Raw genomic sequence first — 20296 nt, 5'->3', positions numbered from 1 at the left:
CCTCCTGTTAAAAAAAGGCACAGGTACCCGGTTCCCACGCAGAAATCAGTAGGTTTGCACTTTAAATCAAGAACAATGAACATCGCCGGATATATAGACCATACCATCCTGAAGCCTACCACCCTGGTAAGTGATATTGAAAAATTGTGCAGTGAAGCAAAGGAATACGGCTTTGCAGCGGTTTGCGTTCCGCCTCCTTTTGTAAAAAAAGCCAGGACCCTGCTGGAGGGGTCGGAAGTAAAAACGGCCACGGTGATCGGGTTCCCGTTCGGGTACTCCGCCGTGGAAGCAAAGCTGGCTGAGGTATTGCTGGCCATTGTAGACGGAGCCGATGAGCTGGACATTGTGATCAACCTGATCGCATTAAAAAATAATGACTGGCAATACCTGGCCAATGAGATCAATCACCTGATGCCCGTGATAAAGGAAAAGGGCCGGGTAATTAAGATCATCATCGAAAGCGGTGTTCTGACCGATGAGGAAATTATCAAATGCTGTGAATTATACGGAGCGGCCGGTATCGATTATCTGAAGACCTCTACTGGGTATGCTGAAAAAGGTGCCAGTGTGCATGCTGTGGAGCTGTTCCGGAAACACCTGCCCGCACAGGTGCAGATAAAGGCCAGCGGCGGCATACGGGATTATACGTTTGCCCGTGAACTGATCGCAGCGGGCGCCACCCGCCTGGGGTGCAGCGCCAGTGTGGCCATCGTTAAGGGCGAAGCAGGCACCGGTACATATTGATATTTGTTTATATTAATTTCTTTGGTGATCCTTAATAGATTGTAAATGATCTTCCCCGGATCCGTTATCCGAACGATCCGTATTTTATATTAATTTTAATAGAAAGCGAACGGCCGGATGCTATCTACATCTTGTCAACGAACTGAAATTTTTATACGTCTCTCAGATCAAATGGCATCAAAATTGAGTTAAGTGATGTCGCAAAAAGTATAAATCAGCAGGCGTGCATGAGAAGAAGGTATACCCGTGGAAGGACCGTTGATCCGCCGCCGGTCTAAAACAGGAACAGCGGAGTGCTATTCAGGGATGTGTAATGCCTGTGATTGATGGGATGCTATACTATAGGCAACACCTGTGAAATAAGCCACCAGGGACAGGAACCATGCTGTAAGTTGATTTCATTTTATTGATTCGTATAGGCAAAAAAATCTATGGACAGAATTCTTTTAGTCGAAGACAACGCGGTGATACTAAAAACGGTGCAGTTTATTCTTAACAAACAGGGGTATGAGGTGGTTATTGCCACCAATGGAAAGGAGGGGCTGGAAGCGCTTGACCGCGAGCATTTTGATCTGATGATCACCGATCTGATGATGCCTTTTGCAAACGGAATGGAGCTGGTGGAAGCCATCCGTTTAAAGGCACCGGATACAAGGATACTTGTATTATCGGCTGTGCAGAATGAGGAGACGGTCACCGATAGTTTTGACATTGGTGCCAATGACTACCTGAAAAAGCCGTTTACACCGGGAGAACTGGTATCCCGGGTAAAGCGGTTGCTGGCAGTAAAGCAATAAAATATAAATATCCCTTATTGTAATTTAATCCAACAGATGCCTGTGGCACTACTGAACCTTCTGCAATACGAACACTACCCCATTGTTATCCAGGTGGCGCTATGGGTGTCGCTTACAGCGATCAGCGGTTTTATCCTGGTGCACCTGGTCTTATTCTACCGGCGGTTGAGCGGCTATTTTCTGAACCGCCGGAAAAAAAAGCTGATCGCAAAATTTGAAAATTTATCGCTCCCTCATCTTGTCCTGAACCCCAACCTGGGAAAGGTACCGGTCAGGGAGATCAGCCTCCCGCTGAATGATTATATCAGCCTGGGTATTTATAAAAGCAGTCATACCCGTATCGTTTTTACAGAATACCTGATGCAACTGAGTGATGCGTTTTCGGGTAATGTGCATTTGTTGATCCGGAAATTATACAACGACCTCCGGTTGGGCCGTCATGCGCAGACCCGGTTGCGGTCGGGAAAACGGGATATCATTCTGGGACTGCACGAACTGACCTATTTCAATGTGGTAGTGAAAGATGATACGATCTTCCGGCTGATCAATCATTCCGACAAGCTGATCCGACAGGAAGCGACCTGTTATGCGCTGAAACTGTTCCCGGAGCCGCTTGAGATTTTTTCTTCCATAAAAGCGCCTTTTTCTGAATGGGCGCATGTGGAGTATTTTGAAATAATAAAAAGCCGGAATGATATCGAAATACCCGGTATGGGCAGGTGGATCCAGCCGGGAGGGAATAAAAGCGTTATGCTTCTGTGCCTGGATCTGGCAGTGTATTTTCAGCAGGTGGAAACTGCCGATGCAATACTGGCATTGCTCCCCGCAGCGGATACCGGTTTGAAACGGAAGCTGGTTAATGCATTGGGAAAACTTTTTGACCCTTCCCATGCAGCGGAACTGGAGCAGCTGTATGCGGCGGAACCCGAACTGCCGGTCAAAACAGAGATACTGAAAGCACTGGGCCGCATGGGGAATGAGGCTTCCATTCCGTTTTTGCAGGAGGTTTTCAGAAGCACCGGTGATATTGTATTGAAGAAACACGCGGCATATTCCCTGTATCATATGAACGTGAACCGGGCCGCCCTGGTGCCTTTGTATGAGGATGCTACTGCGGAAGATAAGGTGGTGCTCAGTTATATTCAGAATCCCATTATAAAATATATATGAATATCTGGAAAGAAATACTGCATTTTTACGATGGTGCCATCTTCATTTATTGCATGATGATCTTCCTTTGTTATTGTTTTCTTTCCATCGCTTCCTATATCTCCATTAACAAAAACCTCTTCCTGCATAAATACCGGAATCTCAATAATCTTTCCCGTCTTTCACTTATGCCGGGGATCAGCGTGATCGCACCTGCGTTTAACGAAGGGAAAACGATCATATACAATGTGCGGTCACTGCTGACACTGAACTATCCCAAATACGAAGTAGTGATCGTGAATGACGGAAGCACGGATGATACACTGGAGAAACTGATCCGGGAATTCAAGCTGATAAAAGTCGATTTTGCCTATAATGCCGTTGCCCTGTCGCGGCCTGTAAGAGGATTTTACAAGTCGACCGACAAAGCTTATAAGAAGTTGCTGGTAATCGATAAGGAGAACGGCCGGTCAAAAGCAGATGCTGTTAATGCGGGCCTGAATGCTGCTGCCTTTCCTTATTTCCTCAATACTGATGTGGATTGCATCCTGGTGAACGATACGCTGGTGGCCCTGATCCAGCCGTTCCTTGCTGATGACAAGCGGGTCATCGCGGCAGGCGCCACACTCCGTATGGCCAATTCTTCAGAAATTGATTCAGGAATGATGATCCGCGCGAGGCCGCCCCGCCAGCTGCTTCCCCGGTTCCAGGAAATGGAATACATCCGATCCTATGTGCATGGAAAAATGGGTTGGTCGCTGATCAATGCAGTGCCCAATGTCTCAGGTGGATTGGGGTTATTTGATAAGGAGATCGCCTTAAAGGTGGGAGGCTATGATGCCCGCTCGCTGGGGGAAGATATGGATATCGTCATCCGCATGTGTAAATACATGTGCGAAACGGATCAGGAATATGCGGTACGTTATATCCCGCAAACATTATGCTGGACCGAAGGACCGGAGTCGCTCAAGGTATTTGTGCGGCAGCGTGTGCGCTGGGCGAGGGGATTATGGCAGATATACATGAGCAACCTGAAACTGCTTTTTAACCCGCGTTATAAACGCCTGGGTTGTATTGTTTACCCGTATAATTTTTTCTTTGAACTACTGGCGCCCATCATTGAAACGGTTGGGATACTGGTATTTATTTTCCTGATCATCTTTGGCAATATCAACTGGACCTATGCCACGATTTTATTGATCCTGGTATATGTATTCGCGATCTTTTTAACCACAATGGCCATTTTATGGGATCAACTGATCTTCCGACAGTATAAATCCTGGAAAGAAGTAGCCGGCCTGACGCTCATGGCCTTCGTGGAGCCGTTTATCTACCATCCTGTTATTTTATATGCTTCTATAAAAGGCTATATAAAGGAGATCACCGGTGCAAAACATCAGTGGGGCAATATGCAACGCAAGGGCTTTGAGGCGCCTCCTCCAAAAAAAGTATCTGTTAATAAATGAAAATTTCCACAATATACCGTCCCCTTTTTCTCATCCTGCTTACACTGTCGGTTTGCTCATTACAGGCACAACGGAAGAAAAAAGCAGATGCGGATGTGCTGTTGCAGCAATCGATCCGGGAAGGGCGGGCTGCAAACTATGATAAGGCGGTAGAGCTGGCTAAAGCCGGATTGGCAGTAAGTCCCGCTTACACCGATCTGCGGCTGCAGCTGGCGCAGTTATACCGGAGACAGGGCAACTATACTGCCGCTATCGAGCAATACCGCCTGCTGCTGGCAAAGGAACCGGGTAACCGTGAAGCACAAACAGGACTGGCCGGGAGCTACGAGGCGGCGGGTAATTATGAAGAAGCGCTGGCCGTTTACAAACAGCTGTCGGAGCGGAGCCCTGCAGATACCGCTTATCTTCTGAAGCAGTTTGGGATACTGGAACTGCAAAAAGAGTTTGACCAGGCCGCTGTAATATCCCATCGGCTGATCAGTTTGTATCCTTCCAGCCCCCGTTTTCAACAACTGGATGCATATGCATTGTTATCCGCTGCCCAGATAGCGGAGAAGGAGAACCGGACTGAGGCTGCGGTCGGAAAATACAAGTCATTGCTGGATGCCTATCCGGGTGACGGGCCGGCACTGAAGGGGCTTGCCGGTGTATATGAAAAGCAGGGGGATCTCGAACAGGCGCTTCTGTATTATGAAAAAGCTTACGGCGCTTCGTCGCAGGACAGCAGCTATCTTCAGAAAAAGATCGCCCTGTACGATGCATTGCAGCAATACGGACCGGCAGTTGAAACGATTTTAAAATTAAAGACCGCATATGGCAGCACCGATCAGCGGACAAAACTGGAGCGCTACCTGCGGCTGGCGCTTGCAGATCAGCTGATAAAGAAGGATTCCCTGCAGGCTGCCACAGCACAGTTGGATCAGGTGCTGGAAACAAGCCCCGGGGAGACGGAGGCATTATTAAAAAAAGCAAGCGTATCGCTGAAGCAGCAGCAATATGGAACTGCATTGCAGACCTACGACCGTTTGCTGGAGCAATCGCCGGGCGACAGTAACTACCTGCTGAAAAAAGCCGGGATCTATGAACTGCAAAAAGAATACAGACAGGCTGCGGCAACGATCCGGCCGCTGACCACGCAGTATCCGGCCAGCAGGCGTTTCAGGGAATTGTACCGCTCTTATCAAAGCAATGTACAGGAAGATAACCAGATCGGTGTCCTGCATATGCAGTCGTTCTACAACCTCGGTATCCGTACCGCTTCCATCAGCTCCCTGCAGTACCTGCGCCGGCTGGGAAATAACAGGAAAAGTACCGTGATCGGCCGGATCAATTATGCAAACCGCGCATTCGGTGACGGGGTGCAGTTTGAAGCCGAGTCGTATATTTCACACAATAAAAAACAATACTCCTTTTTAAATGCTGCTTTTTCCAACAGCACCGTGTTCCCAAAATTTAAGGCCGCCTATTCTTTTAACCAGGGGCTGGGAAAAGGATGGGAGCTTGAGGTGGGTGCGCGTTATCTCCGTGCAGCGGAACTGGACATCTATTCAGGTATTCTTGGATTTACAAAGGAATATGATAATGACTGGCTGAACCTGAAGAATTATGTTTTAAGGGACTCCGCCAGCTGGTACCATGCCCATGTGTTTACCTGGCGTCATATGGTAAATGAAAAAAGGGATTATTTTTCGGTAATACTCGGGCTGGGAACTTCGCCGGACGACCGGAGCCGGAACTTCGCCGGATCCAGTTTTTCCACATCCAATACGACTTCTGCCGGGCTGGGTTATGCAAAAAAACTCGGACTGCGGTCGCTGATAACGGTTTCCGGCGTCTGGAACCAGCAGCGGCTGCTGGATAAAAGACGACTGAACCAGGTTGATCTTTACCTGAACTTTTTCCGGGATTTTTAGAAGAGGATCGTTATGAAGAACATCGTTTACCTTATTATTGTTTTTTTTATGCAGCAGGTTCAGGCACAGAATGAACGGGGCCTTGTTTTGGTCCGCGATGGCAGCTCTTCCTACAGCATTGTGATTTCCCGGGGTGCAAGTCCTGCCGAAGAAAAAGCTGCGGGGATCCTGCAGGATTACCTGGTGCGCACCACTACCTGCAAATTGCCCATCGAAAGATCATCAGCGATTGCCGGCAAAGCCATCCGGCTGTCGGAAGACCGGGCAGCACTGCAGCCCGAGCAGTTTACTATTGAAGTAAAAGGGCCGCTGCTGGAAATAAAGGGGGGCGCCCGGCGCGGACTGCTGTTTGGTGTTTATGATTTTATTGAAAATTTCCTGGGGTGCAGGAAGTGGAACGCCGGCGAACCGGCTTATTGTCCGCAGTATAAGGAATTGTTATTGCCGGGGCAGCTTCATAAAACGGGCCGGCCCGCTTTTGAATACCGGGAAGTTTATTATCCTGGAGAAACAGACCCTGAGTACCTCGACTGGCATAAACTGCAACAGCTGGAAGATCTCTGGGGGATCTGGGGGCACAGCTTCAATAAACTGGTGGATCCGGCCATTTATTTTAAAAGCCATCCGGAATATTATTCCTACTTCAATGGAAAGCGGCAGCCACTGCAGCTCTGCCTCACCAATGATACCGTATTTCAGATCGCCGCTGAAAGTCTGAAGAAAGCATTTGCGGCACATCCCGATGCTTTGTACTGGTCGGTGAGTCCGAATGATGATATCGGGTATTGCGAATGCGATGCATGCAGGAAAGCAGATGCGGTTGACGGAGGGCCCCAGGGCTCATTGATCCGGTTTGTGAACCGGATCGCGGCCACTTTTCCGGATAAGAAGTTTACCACGCTGGCCTATACCTACGCCGCCCGCCCGCCTTTAAAAACGGTTCCCGGAAAAAATGTCTATATCCTGCTGAGCAATATTGATGCCTACCGGCTGCAGCCGGTAGGGGAGGCGCCTTCTGCAGCGGCATTCAGAAAAAATCTTGCAGGCTGGATCGCGAAAACACCGAATGTATTCGTATGGGATTATTATACCCAGTTCACGAATTACCTGGCGCCTTTTCCCGATATTCCGGCGCTGATGCCCGGAGTCCGTTTTTTTCAGCAACAACAGGTCAAAGGCGTTTTTGCACAGGGAAGCGGTGCTACCTATAGCGATATGGCTGAGCTGAAGTCCTACCTGCTGGCCAAAGCTTTATGGGATCCGGGTCTGGACGCCACTGTTGTTGCTGATGCGTTTATAAAGGGGTATTATGGCAACGCCGCTCCGTATATAAAAAAATACCTGGATGCATTGAGAGCCGCGGCAGAAAAGGAAAAAGTACCGCTGGATATTTATGGAAATATTGTCAATGATCATAACAGCTATCTGACACCTGCACTGATGGATGTCTACAGTTCCCTGCTGGATAAAGCTGAGGCGGCCGCCGAACCGGATCCGGTCTTGCTCAAACGGGTGGAGCGGGTACAGCTGTCGCTTGAATATACGTATCTGCAGCAATCCCGTTTTTACGGGATCGGGCAGCACGGGATCTTTTACCGCACGCCGGAAGGCGACTGGCAGGTGCATAAGGGGTTTGAAGAACGGGTGAACCGATTTGTAAAACGTTGCAATGCGTATAATGTGAAGGAACTGTCGGAAGGAGGAATGAGCCCGGCAGCTTATCAAAAAGAATGGCAGTCCATTTTTGAGAACGGTGTCAGGGATAACAAGGCACTGGGTGCTGCGGTTACACTAAAATATCCTTATGTGCCGGAATATCCTGCAAAAAAGGAGCGGACACTTACGGATGGCGTACCGGGATATCTGGATTTCAGCTATAACTGGCTTTGTTTTGCAGGGGTACCCCTGGAAGCAGTGACAGACCTCGGAACCGTAACGGATATCCGGGAGGTTGAATTAAATTTCCTCGAAGACCAGCGGCACTGGATCTTTCTTCCGGCTTCGGTTGTTGTCCAGGTTTCGGATGATAATGTGCATTACCGGGAGTATGGCAGGCAGCAGCTTTCGTTACCGGAAGAAGATTTTGAGATCCGCCGGCATGCGGTGCGTTTTACAGGTGCTGTAAGCGCAAGATATCTTAAAATAACGGCCCTAAACCGGGAGCAGCTGCCGGAGTGGCGCTTCAGCCGCACCCGCAAACCCATCATTGCAACCGATGAGATCTGGGTCCGCTAAAAAGGGCTCCTGCGTACCCAACCGCTACAGGTCTTTCAACATCCAGATATTGCAGCCGCAATGTCCTGAATTGCCCATGGGGGCATCCAGTTTTCTAAAGCCCAGTTTCTCATACATTCCAACGGCGGTGTTGAACTGCGGAAGGCTTTCCAGGTAAACCTGGCTGTAACCTAATGCTGTGGCGGATTCCAGGCATTTATTAAAAAGGGATTTGCCTGCTCCTTTGCCCCGGGCGGCCCCGGACAGGTAGAATTTTACGAGCTCCGCACAATGCTCCGGTAATCCTTCTGTTGGATAAATGCCGCAGCATCCCAGCAACTGTCCTCCTGCTTCCGCCACCCACAGTACCGAGCGGGGGGCACCGAACAGGTCCGACAGACGGTCGGTGGTGGGGTCTTCAAATACGGTACCCCGGGTAGGAGCGTTGAATTCTAAAAATGCGGTACGGATGATCGTAGCCAGTTCAATATTATCCTTTTCTTCAACGGGCCTGATGAAAACGGTGCTCATAGCACAAATATACTATTTGTTCATGGTGATCAGCGGCCGCTGGAGCTGATCATATCTTTTAACAGATCTGAGAACGGAACATTCTCGATCAGTTCGGTCAATGTCAGGTGCATGCGGTAACGCCAGTAGTGATGCGGGTCTGCCGGTATGTTGATCCGCTCTTCTGAGGGGTCCTTTCTGCGGATGCTTTCATCCATGCCCAGCAGGTCCTGCAGCTGGCAGATGCACCACATTGCCGGAGACTGCAGGTGACGCCGGATGATCTCCCGGTTGATCCACCCTTCACAGGTGGCCGGGGCTTCTCCCTGCAGGTGCAGCAATTCATTATAAAAATATTGGGTCTGCTCCCTGTTCTCTTCCCACCAGCCGCGGAGCGTGCTCATATCATGTGTGGAAGGAGAGACCACCGACAGGTAGGGGGCATTGGCCGGATCAAAGAACCTCAGACCCTGTAGCTTGGGCATGCGCTGAATCTCCAGGCTGAGAATACCGAGCTCCTGCATTACTTCAGGAACACTTGAGGGAACAAGGCCGAGGTCTTCGCCACAGATCAGCATATTGGTGGCGGCTTTCAGCTCCGGCAGTTTTTTCAGTGATTCCCGTTTCCAGAACTGATCCTGGCGGCGGAAAAAGTAGTCGGTATACAGCTCTTTCAGTTTTAGCTGCTGGTCGTGCGGAAGCGATTGAAAGGACAGGGTACGGTCCAGGCCGAAACGGGGATGATAGACGGTTTGCCCGTTTAGTTGCTGTCTTAACACCAGTACATTCGACAGCAGCTGGAACAATCCCTGCTTCAGCTCATTGCCAATGGCATCCTCCTGGCAGGCAAGCCAGTGCTCCATCTTGCGCTGCGTGTCAAATTCCGGTAAAAACGTATAATCAAATCCGTTCCCGGTTTCGAGGAATTGTTGTTTTACGAATCCGGCGCGGTCGTCAAACAGCTGGTTGAGCACCACATTGTTTACAAACGGCGTGCAGAAGCGGTCCTCATTGAATTGAATGCCCCGCTCATAAAATTCCTGCGCGGACAGGGGAATGCCCGGATCAAAATATCCCATAATGCCCTGCACGGCGTCGAGCGGAATGCTCCAGATTCTGAAGAAACCCAGGATATGATCAATACGGAAGGCATCAAAATAATGACTCATCTGTTCAAACCGGCTGCGCCACCAGCTGAAATGATCTTCCTGCATACGTGGCCAGTTATAAGTCGGGAACCCCCAGTTCTGACCGTTTATGGCAAAGTCATCCGGCGGTGCTCCGGCCTGCAGTTCCATATGATAAAGCTCCGGTGCCATCCAGGTATCGCTTCCATAGCGGTATACCCCGATGGGAATATCCCCTTTGAGAACAACACTTTTCTGATGCGCATAAGACACCGCATCTTTCAGCTGCAGGTGCAGGTGATACTGGAGGAAACAATAAAAACTGACTACCGGGTTGTTTTTAAAAATTTCGGTTATGGCCGCCGGGTCATAAACGGTATGACTGTTCCATTTGGAATAATCTACCGTTTTGTATTTATCCCTCAGATAGCAGAATACCGCATACGGCTGCAGCCAGTGCTGGTTGGCGGCAAAGAACTGTTTATAATTTTTGGACTTCAGCTGTTCCTTACCAAGTAATTCAAACAGCTTCTTAAGCGTATGGATCTTTATTTTTAAGACCGCTTCATAATCGATGTGGGAAAGTGCATTCAGCCGTGCTTTCTCCGGCAGGAGCTCCTGCAGCAGTTCCGGGGCTTTATCACCGGCGACTGCTTCCATATTCAGATAAATCGGATGAAGTGCAAATGCCGAGATCGCAGCGTAGGGATAAGAGTCCCGCCAGGTAAATGTAGCCGTAGTATCATTCACCGGGAGGATCTGGATCAGTTTTAAACCGGTCTGCTGTGCCCAGTCGGCCAGTTGCTTCAGATCGCTGAACTCGCCGATACCCAGTCCTGCGGCGCTGCGCAGGCTGAATACCGGAATCGCCACTCCCGCCCCGCGCCAGGCATCGTTGGGCAGCTTTATAAAACCATCCTGCAGCATCACAACATCGGTCGCATTTGCCGGGTGGTCAGCGATCCGGTTCTCTTTTTGTTCAAAGCAGATGAAGTGCTGTTGCCGTGTATCGTAGATCCCGTATTTGTATTCAAAAGGAAAGAGTGAAGACGTAATGGACAACTGCACGATCCAGTCGTCCTCTGACCGGTTCAGTAATACCGGTTTTGCAGTGTCCCAGCCCGAAAGCTCCTGTATGCTGCCCAGCAGGCAAACCGCTTCATGTTCCTTTACAAGCGGGGCCTTGATGCTGAACGTATAATTAGTGCCAGGTGGCAGGGCCCCGGCGGGGTTGCTTCCCGAAGGCAGCAGCACTTCCCGGAAAGGAGCTGTATAAAACACATTTTCGATGGAATCGGTAGCCATCCAGGTATCATAGATAACCAGCCGCTGACCGTGTTCCTGAAGCAGCACCCGGCGGGTACCTTTCTGTTCAGGGATCAAGGCTCCTTCGGTGTTCTGAAAGAGGTAATAATAGGACAGGGGGCGGCTGAGGGTGGCTGCGTCCAGGTCGAGCTCCAGTGTCCAGTAATCATAGCTGAGGTATTTCATCGGGACGGGGTCTGTCCAATCACCCTCTTTAAAAGCGGTATCCATGCCGCACCACCACAGGCTTTCTCCGTACCGGGTATGGAACCGGATAGTAAACTGAACTTTCATGTATCAAAAAATTTTCTAAGAACCGGCAAGTAACAGGTTTTATTCAATAATCGTTAATCTTTTTTATAAAGATAATGTGTATTTGATACACATTCAAAAAAAATACACCTTTTTTGACCGGTGGCTATCTGCCCAAGATTCGTTTTTTAATATTGGCGGCATCCCTTATTTTTGTGCAAAATTTTAAGAATGACAGCAGCATCAAAAAATAAAGGGTTAATGTGGATCTTGTTTTTCCTTTCCACTGCTTTTTTTCTGTATTTAATCTTCAGCCATAACCCCTGGCTGACCCTTGCGCTTCCTTTTGTGACTACCTTTTTTGTAAAGGCAATGGATATTATTTAAGCCATCCTTACGATTTTATAACAGGCTGCCCCAAAAAGGCAGCTTTTTTTATGCGAATAAAGAGCATTCTGACTTGATGCCGTTGACGGGTACGATGATGACAGGGAATTATTCAATTCTTGTTCTATTGGCCGGAACAGCATTATGAGCGACACCCGACGCTGAAGTCGCCTGGCCGCTACATTACAGCCGGGCTTTCTTTATCAAGGTACGGTCAGCGGAAACGGTTCCCGGTTTATTTGAGCTCGTATGTATCTGCCGGTTTTTGTATAGTGGCTTTTTGCTGATTGGCTGCTGATTGCAGGCTGCAGCCATTCTTCAAAAAGAACAGGGCCGCGATCACGGCTGTTGCCGCCAGGACGATCCAGGCTATTTTTAACCCGGTACTTCTCTTTTCGCCGGCTGCCAGCATTTCCTCTCTTATAGCTTCTGAGCTTGTTTCGTTTTCGCCCCGCAGTACCTGGTGACTGGCGTGTTCACGAATGACACGCTGCGCTGTGATACCGGAAAAAGGAGACAGGGTTACGGTCTGTGGAGTAAAGACAACACGGAAATCCGGCTTCTCCAGGATCCCCACATCTTCCCACACCACTGTTTCCTGGTCATTCAGCTTTACCTGTGTATTCCTTGCAAATTCTTCAAACTGCTGCCGTGCCTCTTCGTTGCTGATGGCTTCCTTTGCCGCCAGCAACGTGTAAAAGCTGTCCGGGTTTTCGGAAGCGGTTGCCGCTTTGTCCTCTGTGAACCTTATTTCCCAGGCAGGAGCTTCCACCGCATCAAAACCCGCAGCCGCATTTTTAGGCGCCAGTTCAAAACGGCCGATCCCCGGTATACTTATTTTTTTCTCCTGGTACAGATATGCGGATAAGATAGAAAACATGATGCGATGATTTGTGGGAACGAATATACAATTCCTCTGATTATCCGGGAAAAAACCGGTACGAATGTCCGGAGCGGGTCAATCCGTCCTGGCGGATTGTTTCGCTAAAAGAAATACCCTATGTTTGTTTATAAATCGATATTCAGATGAAATTTATCAGTACGAAGTACAGGGATAACCATGTGGCGCTGGGGATCTTATTGCTGCGGGTGGTGACGGGTTGTACAATGGCGGCACACGGATTAAAAAAACTAACAGGATTTAATGCGATGGCTGCCAAAGGGTTTGCCGATCCGTTCCATATCGGGGTGAAGGCTTCCCTTTCTTTAACCATTTTTGCAGAGTTTTTTTGTGCGTTATTCATCGTCCTGGGGCTGCTGACCCGCCTGGCAACCCTTCCCCTGATCGTGTGTATGTGTGTGGCGCTTTTTATAGCGCATGACGGGAAGATCTTCGGGGATGGCGAGCTGGCCGCGGTATACCTCGCGGTGTTCCTGACACTCTTCATCATCGGGCCGGGCAAATACAGTGTTGATAAAGCAATCGGTAAATAATTTCCCATGTTCCTTTCCGAAACACAGCTCCGGGTCCGCTATGCCGATACCGATAAAATGGGCGTCGTATATCACAGCAACTATATCAATTATTTTGAGGTGGCGCGAACAGAGTCCATCCGTAACCTGGGTTTTACCTATGCGGCCATGGAGTCCATGGGTATCATCATGCCCGTGATAGAAGTGCATTGCAGGTATATACGGCCGGCCACCTATGATGACCTGATCACTGTAACGGCCAATCTGCATGAGTTGCCGGAGGGCCATCGTATCGTGTTTCACCAGGAGGCTTATAATGAGGAGAAGGCGCTGCTGGCAAAAGGACATGTGGTGCTTTATTTTATGGAGGCCCGGACCATGAAGCGGACAGTGATGCCGGATCCGCTGCGGGCGGCACTGATCCCTTATTTTGAAACTGCAACAAAGTAGTTCTTTGTTTGTTCCTTTTAAAAACAGATCTTATGAAAGTAGCAAAAGGCCACCAGCCGCTGATGCCTTATCTTATTTTGCTGAAGGCGGAGGACTTTATCGGGTTCACACAACGGGTATTTAACGCTATTGAAATCTTTAAGAGCTATCGGGACGCCGACAGCAGGGAGATCATGCATGCTGAGGTACAGATCAATGGCTGCAATATTCTTTTTGCGGATGTAACAGAAGGGTACGATCCGGCACCGGCCAACCTGTTCATCTATGTGGAGGACGCCGCGGAAACGATGCGAAAGGCCGTGAACAACGGATGTACCGTTATCGATGAGCTGGCGCAACGCGATTATGGTTACAGCGGAGGTGTGCGTGATCCGTTCGGGAATGTGTGGTGGCTGACCGCCATGAAATAAGCGCACAGCAACTCTCCGGCGCTGTTAAAGGAATCTGGCCTGAAGCTGCGGTGTCGGTATCATACAGTGACCGGACCTGCCAAACCATTTATAGCGATTGCGTGCAATAAAATCATAGATCCGGTCACGCAGGAAAGCCGGGATCACCCATCCGAAAGCCAGCAGCGGCCATAGTCCGCCCAATTGCTGTACCACCTTTAGTGCTGCGGCCGATCGCCGATAAGCCCGGTTGTTTTGCAGCAATACAAATGATTCGAAAGAATGGGGAAGGGCATATTCTTGTAATAGTTGTTGCCCTGCGGGTGACTGTAAAGCAGCAAACCGGAACCGGTCTTTTTTATCGTGCCGGATAACAAACTGAACGGTATTGTTGCACAGGTTACAGACCCCATCAAATAATATCACCGGATGGTTTGTTTGCATATCACTGCAATTTACGAACAGCAAACACTGCCTTTTGTAGGCCTTTTTTGAGCGTGCTTGCAGGGTTGGGAACAATATCGCTGAGAGTAAGCTCGTACTGATGATTGCCGGATGTAATGGTGTCCTGTCCGGTGCGTTGCTGCAGGCGGCAATCGGGGCCGGTACAAAGTGAAAGTGTGTCTGCGCTGCCTTCCAAAGCCAGGGTTGCGATGGCCTCTCCTGCACGGATACAGCGGGCGTTCATCGGGCACCTGCTCTCCCGGATGCCTGATACCGCGATGGTGAGATCTCCGTAGGTGATCTTTTCGTGAAGTGCAGCGCTGAATGTAGCGCCGTTGGCACTGGTAGCCGGTATTGTTTTTTCTGCACATCCCGCAAGGGCTGCAACAATCAATATCCCCCACAAATAATTCATCGTATCTCTTTTTGCAAAGATACGCTTAAATCTGCGGCAGCTTCCAGCCGTTTTGATACACCGGTTTTACCAGTTGTGTTGCAGCGGGCACATTGAACTGGTTCTTCATTTTATCCCAGTAGATCTTTTGTCCCGTCCGCACAGCTATATTGCCCATATGGCTGGCAATGGCCACGGTAGCGGCTGCTTCCACCGGGCAATGAAGGGTTTCTTTTTTGCGCGATTTTACCGCGTCGATAAAATTGGCGGTGTGCAGGTTCAGTCCATTGTCCACGGACCTGGTCCAGGCAACGGCCTCGATCTTGTCTTTTTCGGGCCGTACTTCCCAGCCGCCCCGGTTTAAAAGCAGGGTGCCGTTTTCGCCGATAAAGGCAATGCCATGCTGCATGTTGTACAGTCCCACACCTGTGGCCAGGTTGTGTTCCCAGCTCATCTGGAAATTTCCGAAATCATACAGGGTGGTCTGCAGGTCAGGCGTCTCCCTGGCATCATCCGGGAAAACAAATTTTCCGCCGGTGGCCATCACCGATTTCGGCGCGTCTGCCTTCATACCCATCAGTACGATGTCGATCAGATGCACTCCCCAGTCGGTCATCAATCCTCCGGCATAATCCCAGAACCAGCGGAACTCGTAATGAAAACGGTTCTTGTTGAACGGTCTTTTTTTTGCCGGGCCTAACCACATATTATAATCCACGCCCGCGGGAACCGGTGTGTTGGGTACTACCGGCAACGCAACAGAACCGCCGCGGTACATCCAGGTTTTTGCCGAAGAGATACGCCCCAGTTTTCCGGATTGCGCAAAAGCGATCGCGTCCTTGAAATGCTGCTGGCTGCGCTGCCATTGTCCTGCCTGTACCATCCGGTTGTATCGGGCTGCTGCTTTTACCATCAGCTGCACCTCAAAGATGGAATTGGCCAGCGGCTTTTCGCAGTAAACATCTTTGCCTGCTGCGCAGGCATCGGTCATTTGCAGACAATGCCAGTGATCGGGTGTGCCCACAATAACCACATCCACATCCTTATTGGCCAGCAGCTTCCGGTAATCTTTATACACCGCAGGTTTCGTCGGACTCAGCTTGGCGAGGTCGGCAAGGCGTTGCTGTAGAATCGTATCGTCAATATCGCAAACCGCCACACATTGTGTTTCCGGTACTTTCAGCATGGAAGAAAGGTCGGACCAGCCCATGCCTTTCAGCCCGATCACGCCGATACCTATCTTATCATTAGGTGATACAGCTCTTTTGATCGCTGCAAGCGACTCCAGCGGGATCAGGGCTCCCAACCCGGCCGCTGCGGCAGCCAATCCTGTATTTCTTATAAAGATGCGTCTTGTTGTGCTCATCTGGCAATAATTGTAAAGAGTGGTAATGAAAACGAATATAGGGTATTTATCAAAACCGGATTTACGAAAACGTTTGAAGAGTTAATTTCTTTGTTTTAGCGGAAAGCTGCTAATTTAGCCGGTATTCTTTTAAAAAATAAGCAATGAAAAAGTTAATGATGCTTGCAGGCTGTGCAGTGTGTATGCTTACAGCAGCAGCCCAGGGCTCAGGATGGAAAGACCTTTTTAACGGGAAGGATTTAACGGGATGGAAACAACTGAACGGCAAAGCCAGGTATACAGTAGAGCAGGGTGAGATCGTGGGAACGACCGTATTCGGGCAGCCCAATTCATTTATGGTTACCGAGCAGGATTATGGCGATTTTATTCTTGAACTGGAATTCAAGGTAGACAGTACCATGAACTCCGGTGTACAGTTCCGCAGCGAAAGCAACGCGGCCTATAAGAACGGCCGGGTACATGGGTATCAGTTTGAGATCGATCCTTCCCCCAGGGGCTGGACCGGCGGTATCTATGATGAGGCGCGCCGTGACTGGCTGTACCCGCTGGATCTGAATCCAGCGGCAAAGACGGCCTTCCGTCAGGGTGCCTGGAATAAGATCCGGCTGGAATGTATTGGCAACACCATGCGCACCTGGGTGAACGGGATCCCCTGTGCTTACCTGGTTGATGATATGACACCCAAAGGATTTATTGCATTGCAGGTACATGGCATCGGAAATAAAAAAGATGAAGGCCGACAGATCCGCTGGCGTAATATCCGTATCCGCACAACCGATCTCAAACCGGCGCCGCTGGACGGAACATTCGTGGTAAATATGATCCCGAATGACCTGTCGGATGCCGAAAAGCACAACGGGTTCGGCCTGCTGTTTGATGGCAAGACAACATCCGGATGGAGGGGCGTTCATAAAAAAGCATTTCCGGCCAAAGGATGGGAAGTGAATAACGGTGAAATCACCGTACTGGCCTCACAGGGAAAAGAATCACAGAATGGCGGCGACATTGTAACCGACAAACAGTACAGTGCCTTTGTGCTGGAGTTTGATTTTAAACTGACCGAAGGTGCCAACAGCGGTGTGAAATATTTTGTTACCGAAAAAGAACAGACCGGCGGTTCGGCCATCGGCCTGGAATACCAGGTGCTGGATGATGAGCGGCATCCTGATGCAAAGCTGGGCGTTAACGGCAACCGGACCCTTTCTTCCCTGTATGACCTGATCACTTCAAACCGGGAAAAGCGCGCGCGCAAACCCATCGGTGAATGGAATAAGGGAATGGTGATCGTGTACCCGGATAATACAGTACAGCACTGGCTGAACGGCTGGAAGATGGTGGAATATAAAAGAGGGTCTGCCGAATTTGAAGCACTGGTTGCCAAAAGTAAATATAAAGGATGGACCAATTTCGGAATGGCACCGCAGGGGCATATCCTGTTACAGGACCATGGCAACCGGGTTTCTTTCAGGAGCATTAAGATCAGGGAATTGAAAAAATAACAACTAAGAATCGTATTGGCAAAAGAGCAATCATTAAACGGATTGCTCTTTTTTGTTGGGGAGTTGCCGGCACGGCCATTTCCGCGTATGATTTTTTTGTAAATAGTCTTCATTTTCTGCCAGAAAATGCTTATATTTTCCGCAAACTGAAAGCGCGTAACGTTTAAATATATGGGGCATTTACCAAAATTGATCGAAGACCTGGCACTGATCCTGATTGCGGGAGCAATCGTTACTTTATTGTTCCGGAAAATAAAGCAGCCCCTGGTTTTGGGATATATTATTGCGGGATTTCTGGTAAGTCCTCATTTTATTTTTACCCCCAATGTGGTGGACCAGGAAAATGTAAAAACACTGGCGGAGATCGGGGTGATCTTTTTATTATTCAGCCTGGGTCTGGAGTTCAGTTTTAAAAAGCTGGTCCGGGTGGGGGGTACGGCATCGATCACTGCATTTACGGAAATCATCTTTATTACCGTCGGGGGCTATTTTACGGGAAAGCTGATGGGGTGGAGCACTATGGACAGCCTTTTTCTTGGCGGTATGCTGGCGAGCTCTTCTACTACCATTATCCTGAGGGCCTTTGACGAGCTGGGAGTAAAAACAAAACAGTTTGCGCGTATCGTTTTTGGCATACTGGTGGTAGAAGACATCGTAGTGATCTTATTAATGGTATTATTGTCGACAGTTGCCGTTACGAAAAATTTTGAAGGAACACAGATCCTTTACACTGTAGCAAAACTGTTGTTCTTCCTGGGAATGTGGTTTATTGTCGGCATCTTCCTGCTGCCCACCTTTTTGCGGGTGGCCCGGAAACTGCTGGATGAGGAAACCCTGCTGATACTGGCGCTGGGACTGTGTTTGGGAATGGTGGTACTGGCAACAGAAGTTGGTTTTTCTGCAGAGCTGGGAGCTTTTGTAATGGGATCGATCATTGCGGAGACCACGCTGGCCGAAAAAGTAGAGCACCTGATAAAACCCGTGAAGGATCTGTTTGGTGCGGTATTCTTTGTTTCGGTAGGGATGATGATCGACCCGAAGGCGATTGCAGCTTACGCCGCACCTATTTGCTGGATCACGCTGCTTACACTGTTCGGGAAAATGATCAGCACCACCATCGGGGCACTTATATCCGGTCAGCCTTTAAAGCAGTCGGTGCAGGTAGGGATGAGCATGGCGCAGATCGGGGAATTTGCGTTTATCGTAGCCACACTCGGTTTATCATTGGGTGTGATCTCCGAATTTTTGTTCCCGATCGCCGTGGGCGCTTCGGCCATTACCACCTTTACCACACCCTATCTGATCAAGTTCTCCGAACCTATTTATAACGGATTGATAAAAATGCTGCCGGACAGATGGGTGAACCGGATCAACCGGTATTCTTCAAGTACCCAGCAGATCCAGGCGGAGAGCGACTGGAAAATTGTACTGAAGACGTATCTGCGGATCCTGCTCACCAATTCGATCATCCTGGTGGCGCTGCTGTTGCTGAGCAAGAATTTCCTGCTGCCGTTCATCAATGAACGGATCGCCAGCGGATACCTGCGCAATATCGTGGTGCTGATCGTTTCCCTGGCTGCCGCCGCTCCTTTTTTCTGGGCCTTTATGGCAGGGAAGCCCAAGAACCAGGCGTATAAAGAGCTTTGGGTGGATAAGAAATACAACCGCGGGCCCCTGTTCATTGTAGAGCTGCTGCGTGTGGCAATGGGTATCTTGTTTATGGCCATTTTTGTGAATACGCTGGTGCCCGCCCGTATTGCGCTGCTGGTGGGTATCCCTTTTACCGTGCTGGTACTGATACTGTTCTCCAAAAGGATCCAGAAATTTTACCAGCGCATGGAACGGCGTTTCATCAGCAATTTAAATGAACGCGAGACCGTTGCGGCGGAGGCAAATGCTGTAGAAAATAACCTGCAGGAAAAGAATAAGGAAATGCGCTCCAACCTGGAAGCATGGGATGCGCACATCGTGGAAATGGAGGTGAGCCCGCAGGCGACCGCCATTGGTATTGCTTTTAAGGACCTGCTGTGGCGGGAGCGGTTCGGGATCAATATCGTATACATCAAGCGGGGGGAGAAGATCATCCATACTCCCGGACGGAACAACCGGTTGCTGCCTTTTGACCGGGTGGGTATCCTTACCACGGATGATCAGCTGGCGGCCTTTAAACCGGTATTTGAAGCAAAGGAAGTGCTCGAAAATGAAGAGATGGATATTTCCGATATCGTATTGCAAAAGATACTGGTAGATGAACATACCAAGCTGAAAGGGCAGACCATACACGGGTCGGGCCTCCGCGAACGTACCAACGGACTGGTGGTGGGGATCGAAAAGGGAAAGGGCCGGATACTGAACCCGGAATCTTCGACGGTTCTTGAATGGGGCGATATTGTTTGGATCGTTGGTGACCGGAAGCGGCTGCAGCGGCTGATCGTGGAATAAAGCTATCAGCGTTCAGCTGTCAGCGTAAAGCTCAT

Annotated in this window: 17 protein-coding genes; 11 read left to right on the top strand and 6 right to left on the bottom strand. The window is 49.5% G+C overall.

The annotated features are described in order from the left end of the window. Nucleotides 1–75: 75 nt before the first annotated feature. From deoC to K7B07_RS05470, 6 genes are all read left to right on the top strand, one after another. On the top strand, nt 76–744 hold the full coding sequence (gene deoC, locus K7B07_RS05495) for a deoxyribose-phosphate aldolase (RefSeq protein ID WP_223708104.1): 669 nt from the start codon (nt 76–78) through the stop codon (nt 742–744). A gap of 431 nt (nt 745–1175) precedes the next feature. Then, a complete protein-coding gene (locus tag K7B07_RS05490; RefSeq protein ID WP_223708103.1) occupies nt 1176–1541 on the top strand; it encodes a response regulator transcription factor in 366 nt (121 codons plus the stop codon). 36 nt (nt 1542–1577) lie between these two features. Then, the gene (locus K7B07_RS05485) at nt 1578–2711 is read left to right on the top strand and encodes a HEAT repeat domain-containing protein (protein WP_223708102.1); all 1134 of its coding nucleotides are present in this window, start codon (nt 1578–1580) and stop codon (nt 2709–2711) included. After that, nucleotides 2708–4156, top strand: a complete 1449-nt coding sequence (locus tag K7B07_RS05480; protein ID WP_223708101.1) for a glycosyltransferase family 2 protein — start codon at nt 2708–2710, stop codon at nt 4154–4156. Before K7B07_RS05485 ends, K7B07_RS05480 begins: the two co-directional genes overlap by 4 nt. Beyond that, complete coding sequence (locus K7B07_RS05475; protein ID WP_223708099.1) at nt 4153–6069, top strand: tetratricopeptide repeat protein; 1917 nt, start codon at nt 4153–4155, stop codon at nt 6067–6069. The genes K7B07_RS05480 and K7B07_RS05475 overlap by 4 nt, the downstream gene beginning before the upstream one ends. A gap of 12 nt (nt 6070–6081) precedes the next feature. Continuing rightward, complete coding sequence (locus K7B07_RS05470; RefSeq protein WP_223708098.1) at nt 6082–8304, top strand: DUF4838 domain-containing protein; 2223 nt, start codon at nt 6082–6084, stop codon at nt 8302–8304. Between the two features lie 24 nt (nt 8305–8328). Here the strand turns inward: K7B07_RS05470 and K7B07_RS05465 are convergent, their stop codons facing one another. The 3 genes from K7B07_RS05465 to K7B07_RS05455 all read right to left on the bottom strand — a co-directional run bounded on the left by K7B07_RS05465 (nt 8329) and on the right by K7B07_RS05455 (nt 12744). Beyond that, the gene (locus tag K7B07_RS05465; protein WP_223708096.1) at nt 8329–8814 is read right to left on the bottom strand and encodes a GNAT family N-acetyltransferase; all 486 of its coding nucleotides are present in this window, start codon (nt 8812–8814) and stop codon (nt 8329–8331) included. Nucleotides 8815–8843: 29 nt separating this feature from the next. Beyond that, nucleotides 8844–11519 (bottom strand): 4-alpha-glucanotransferase, encoded by a 2676-nt coding sequence (locus tag K7B07_RS05460; protein ID WP_223708094.1) that lies wholly within the window; start codon nt 11517–11519, stop codon nt 8844–8846. 580 nt (nt 11520–12099) lie between these two features. Then, complete coding sequence (locus tag K7B07_RS05455; protein WP_223708092.1) at nt 12100–12744, bottom strand: hypothetical protein; 645 nt, start codon at nt 12742–12744, stop codon at nt 12100–12102. Nucleotides 12745–12890: 146 nt separating this feature from the next. Between K7B07_RS05455 and K7B07_RS05450 the strand changes: the two genes are divergently transcribed. From K7B07_RS05450 to K7B07_RS05440, 3 genes are read left to right on the top strand one after another with little or no spacing between them, the layout of a single operon-like run. Beyond that, nucleotides 12891–13298, top strand: coding sequence for a DoxX family protein (locus tag K7B07_RS05450; RefSeq protein WP_223708090.1), 408 nt, complete (start codon nt 12891–12893; stop codon nt 13296–13298). 6 nt (nt 13299–13304) lie between these two features. Continuing rightward, complete coding sequence (locus K7B07_RS05445) at nt 13305–13727, top strand: acyl-CoA thioesterase (RefSeq protein WP_223708088.1); 423 nt, start codon at nt 13305–13307, stop codon at nt 13725–13727. 32 nt (nt 13728–13759) lie between these two features. Beyond that, nucleotides 13760–14137: a VOC family protein gene (locus tag K7B07_RS05440; RefSeq protein ID WP_223708087.1), complete on the top strand. Its 378-nt coding sequence runs from the start codon at nt 13760–13762 to the stop codon at nt 14135–14137. Between the two features lie 24 nt (nt 14138–14161). Here the strand turns inward: K7B07_RS05440 and K7B07_RS05435 are convergent, their stop codons facing one another. From K7B07_RS05435 to K7B07_RS05425, 3 genes are read right to left on the bottom strand one after another with little or no spacing between them, the layout of a single operon-like run. After that, nucleotides 14162–14560, bottom strand: coding sequence for a thiol-disulfide oxidoreductase DCC family protein (locus K7B07_RS05435; protein ID WP_223708085.1), 399 nt, complete (start codon nt 14558–14560; stop codon nt 14162–14164). Between the two features lies 1 nt (nt 14561). Further along, nucleotides 14562–14975: a hypothetical protein gene (locus K7B07_RS05430; RefSeq protein ID WP_223708083.1), complete on the bottom strand. Its 414-nt coding sequence runs from the start codon at nt 14973–14975 to the stop codon at nt 14562–14564. Between the two features lie 25 nt (nt 14976–15000). Further along, the gene (locus K7B07_RS05425) at nt 15001–16320 is read right to left on the bottom strand and encodes a Gfo/Idh/MocA family protein (protein ID WP_223708081.1); all 1320 of its coding nucleotides are present in this window, start codon (nt 16318–16320) and stop codon (nt 15001–15003) included. 143 nt (nt 16321–16463) lie between these two features. Between K7B07_RS05425 and K7B07_RS05420 the strand changes: the two genes are divergently transcribed. Next, the gene (locus K7B07_RS05420) at nt 16464–17819 is read left to right on the top strand and encodes a 3-keto-disaccharide hydrolase (RefSeq protein ID WP_223708079.1); all 1356 of its coding nucleotides are present in this window, start codon (nt 16464–16466) and stop codon (nt 17817–17819) included. A 171-nt stretch (nt 17820–17990) separates the two neighbouring features. Continuing rightward, on the top strand, nt 17991–20261 hold the full coding sequence (locus K7B07_RS05415) for a monovalent cation:proton antiporter family protein (RefSeq protein ID WP_223708078.1): 2271 nt from the start codon (nt 17991–17993) through the stop codon (nt 20259–20261). Nucleotides 20262–20296 lie beyond the last annotated feature (35 nt).

The organism is Niabella beijingensis, from assembly GCF_020034665.1.
GTDB classification, from domain to species: Bacteria; Bacteroidota; Bacteroidia; order Chitinophagales; family Chitinophagaceae; genus Niabella; species Niabella beijingensis.
Note: the sequence above shows the minus strand (reverse complement) of the source record. Positions and strands in the feature narration are given on the sequence as shown.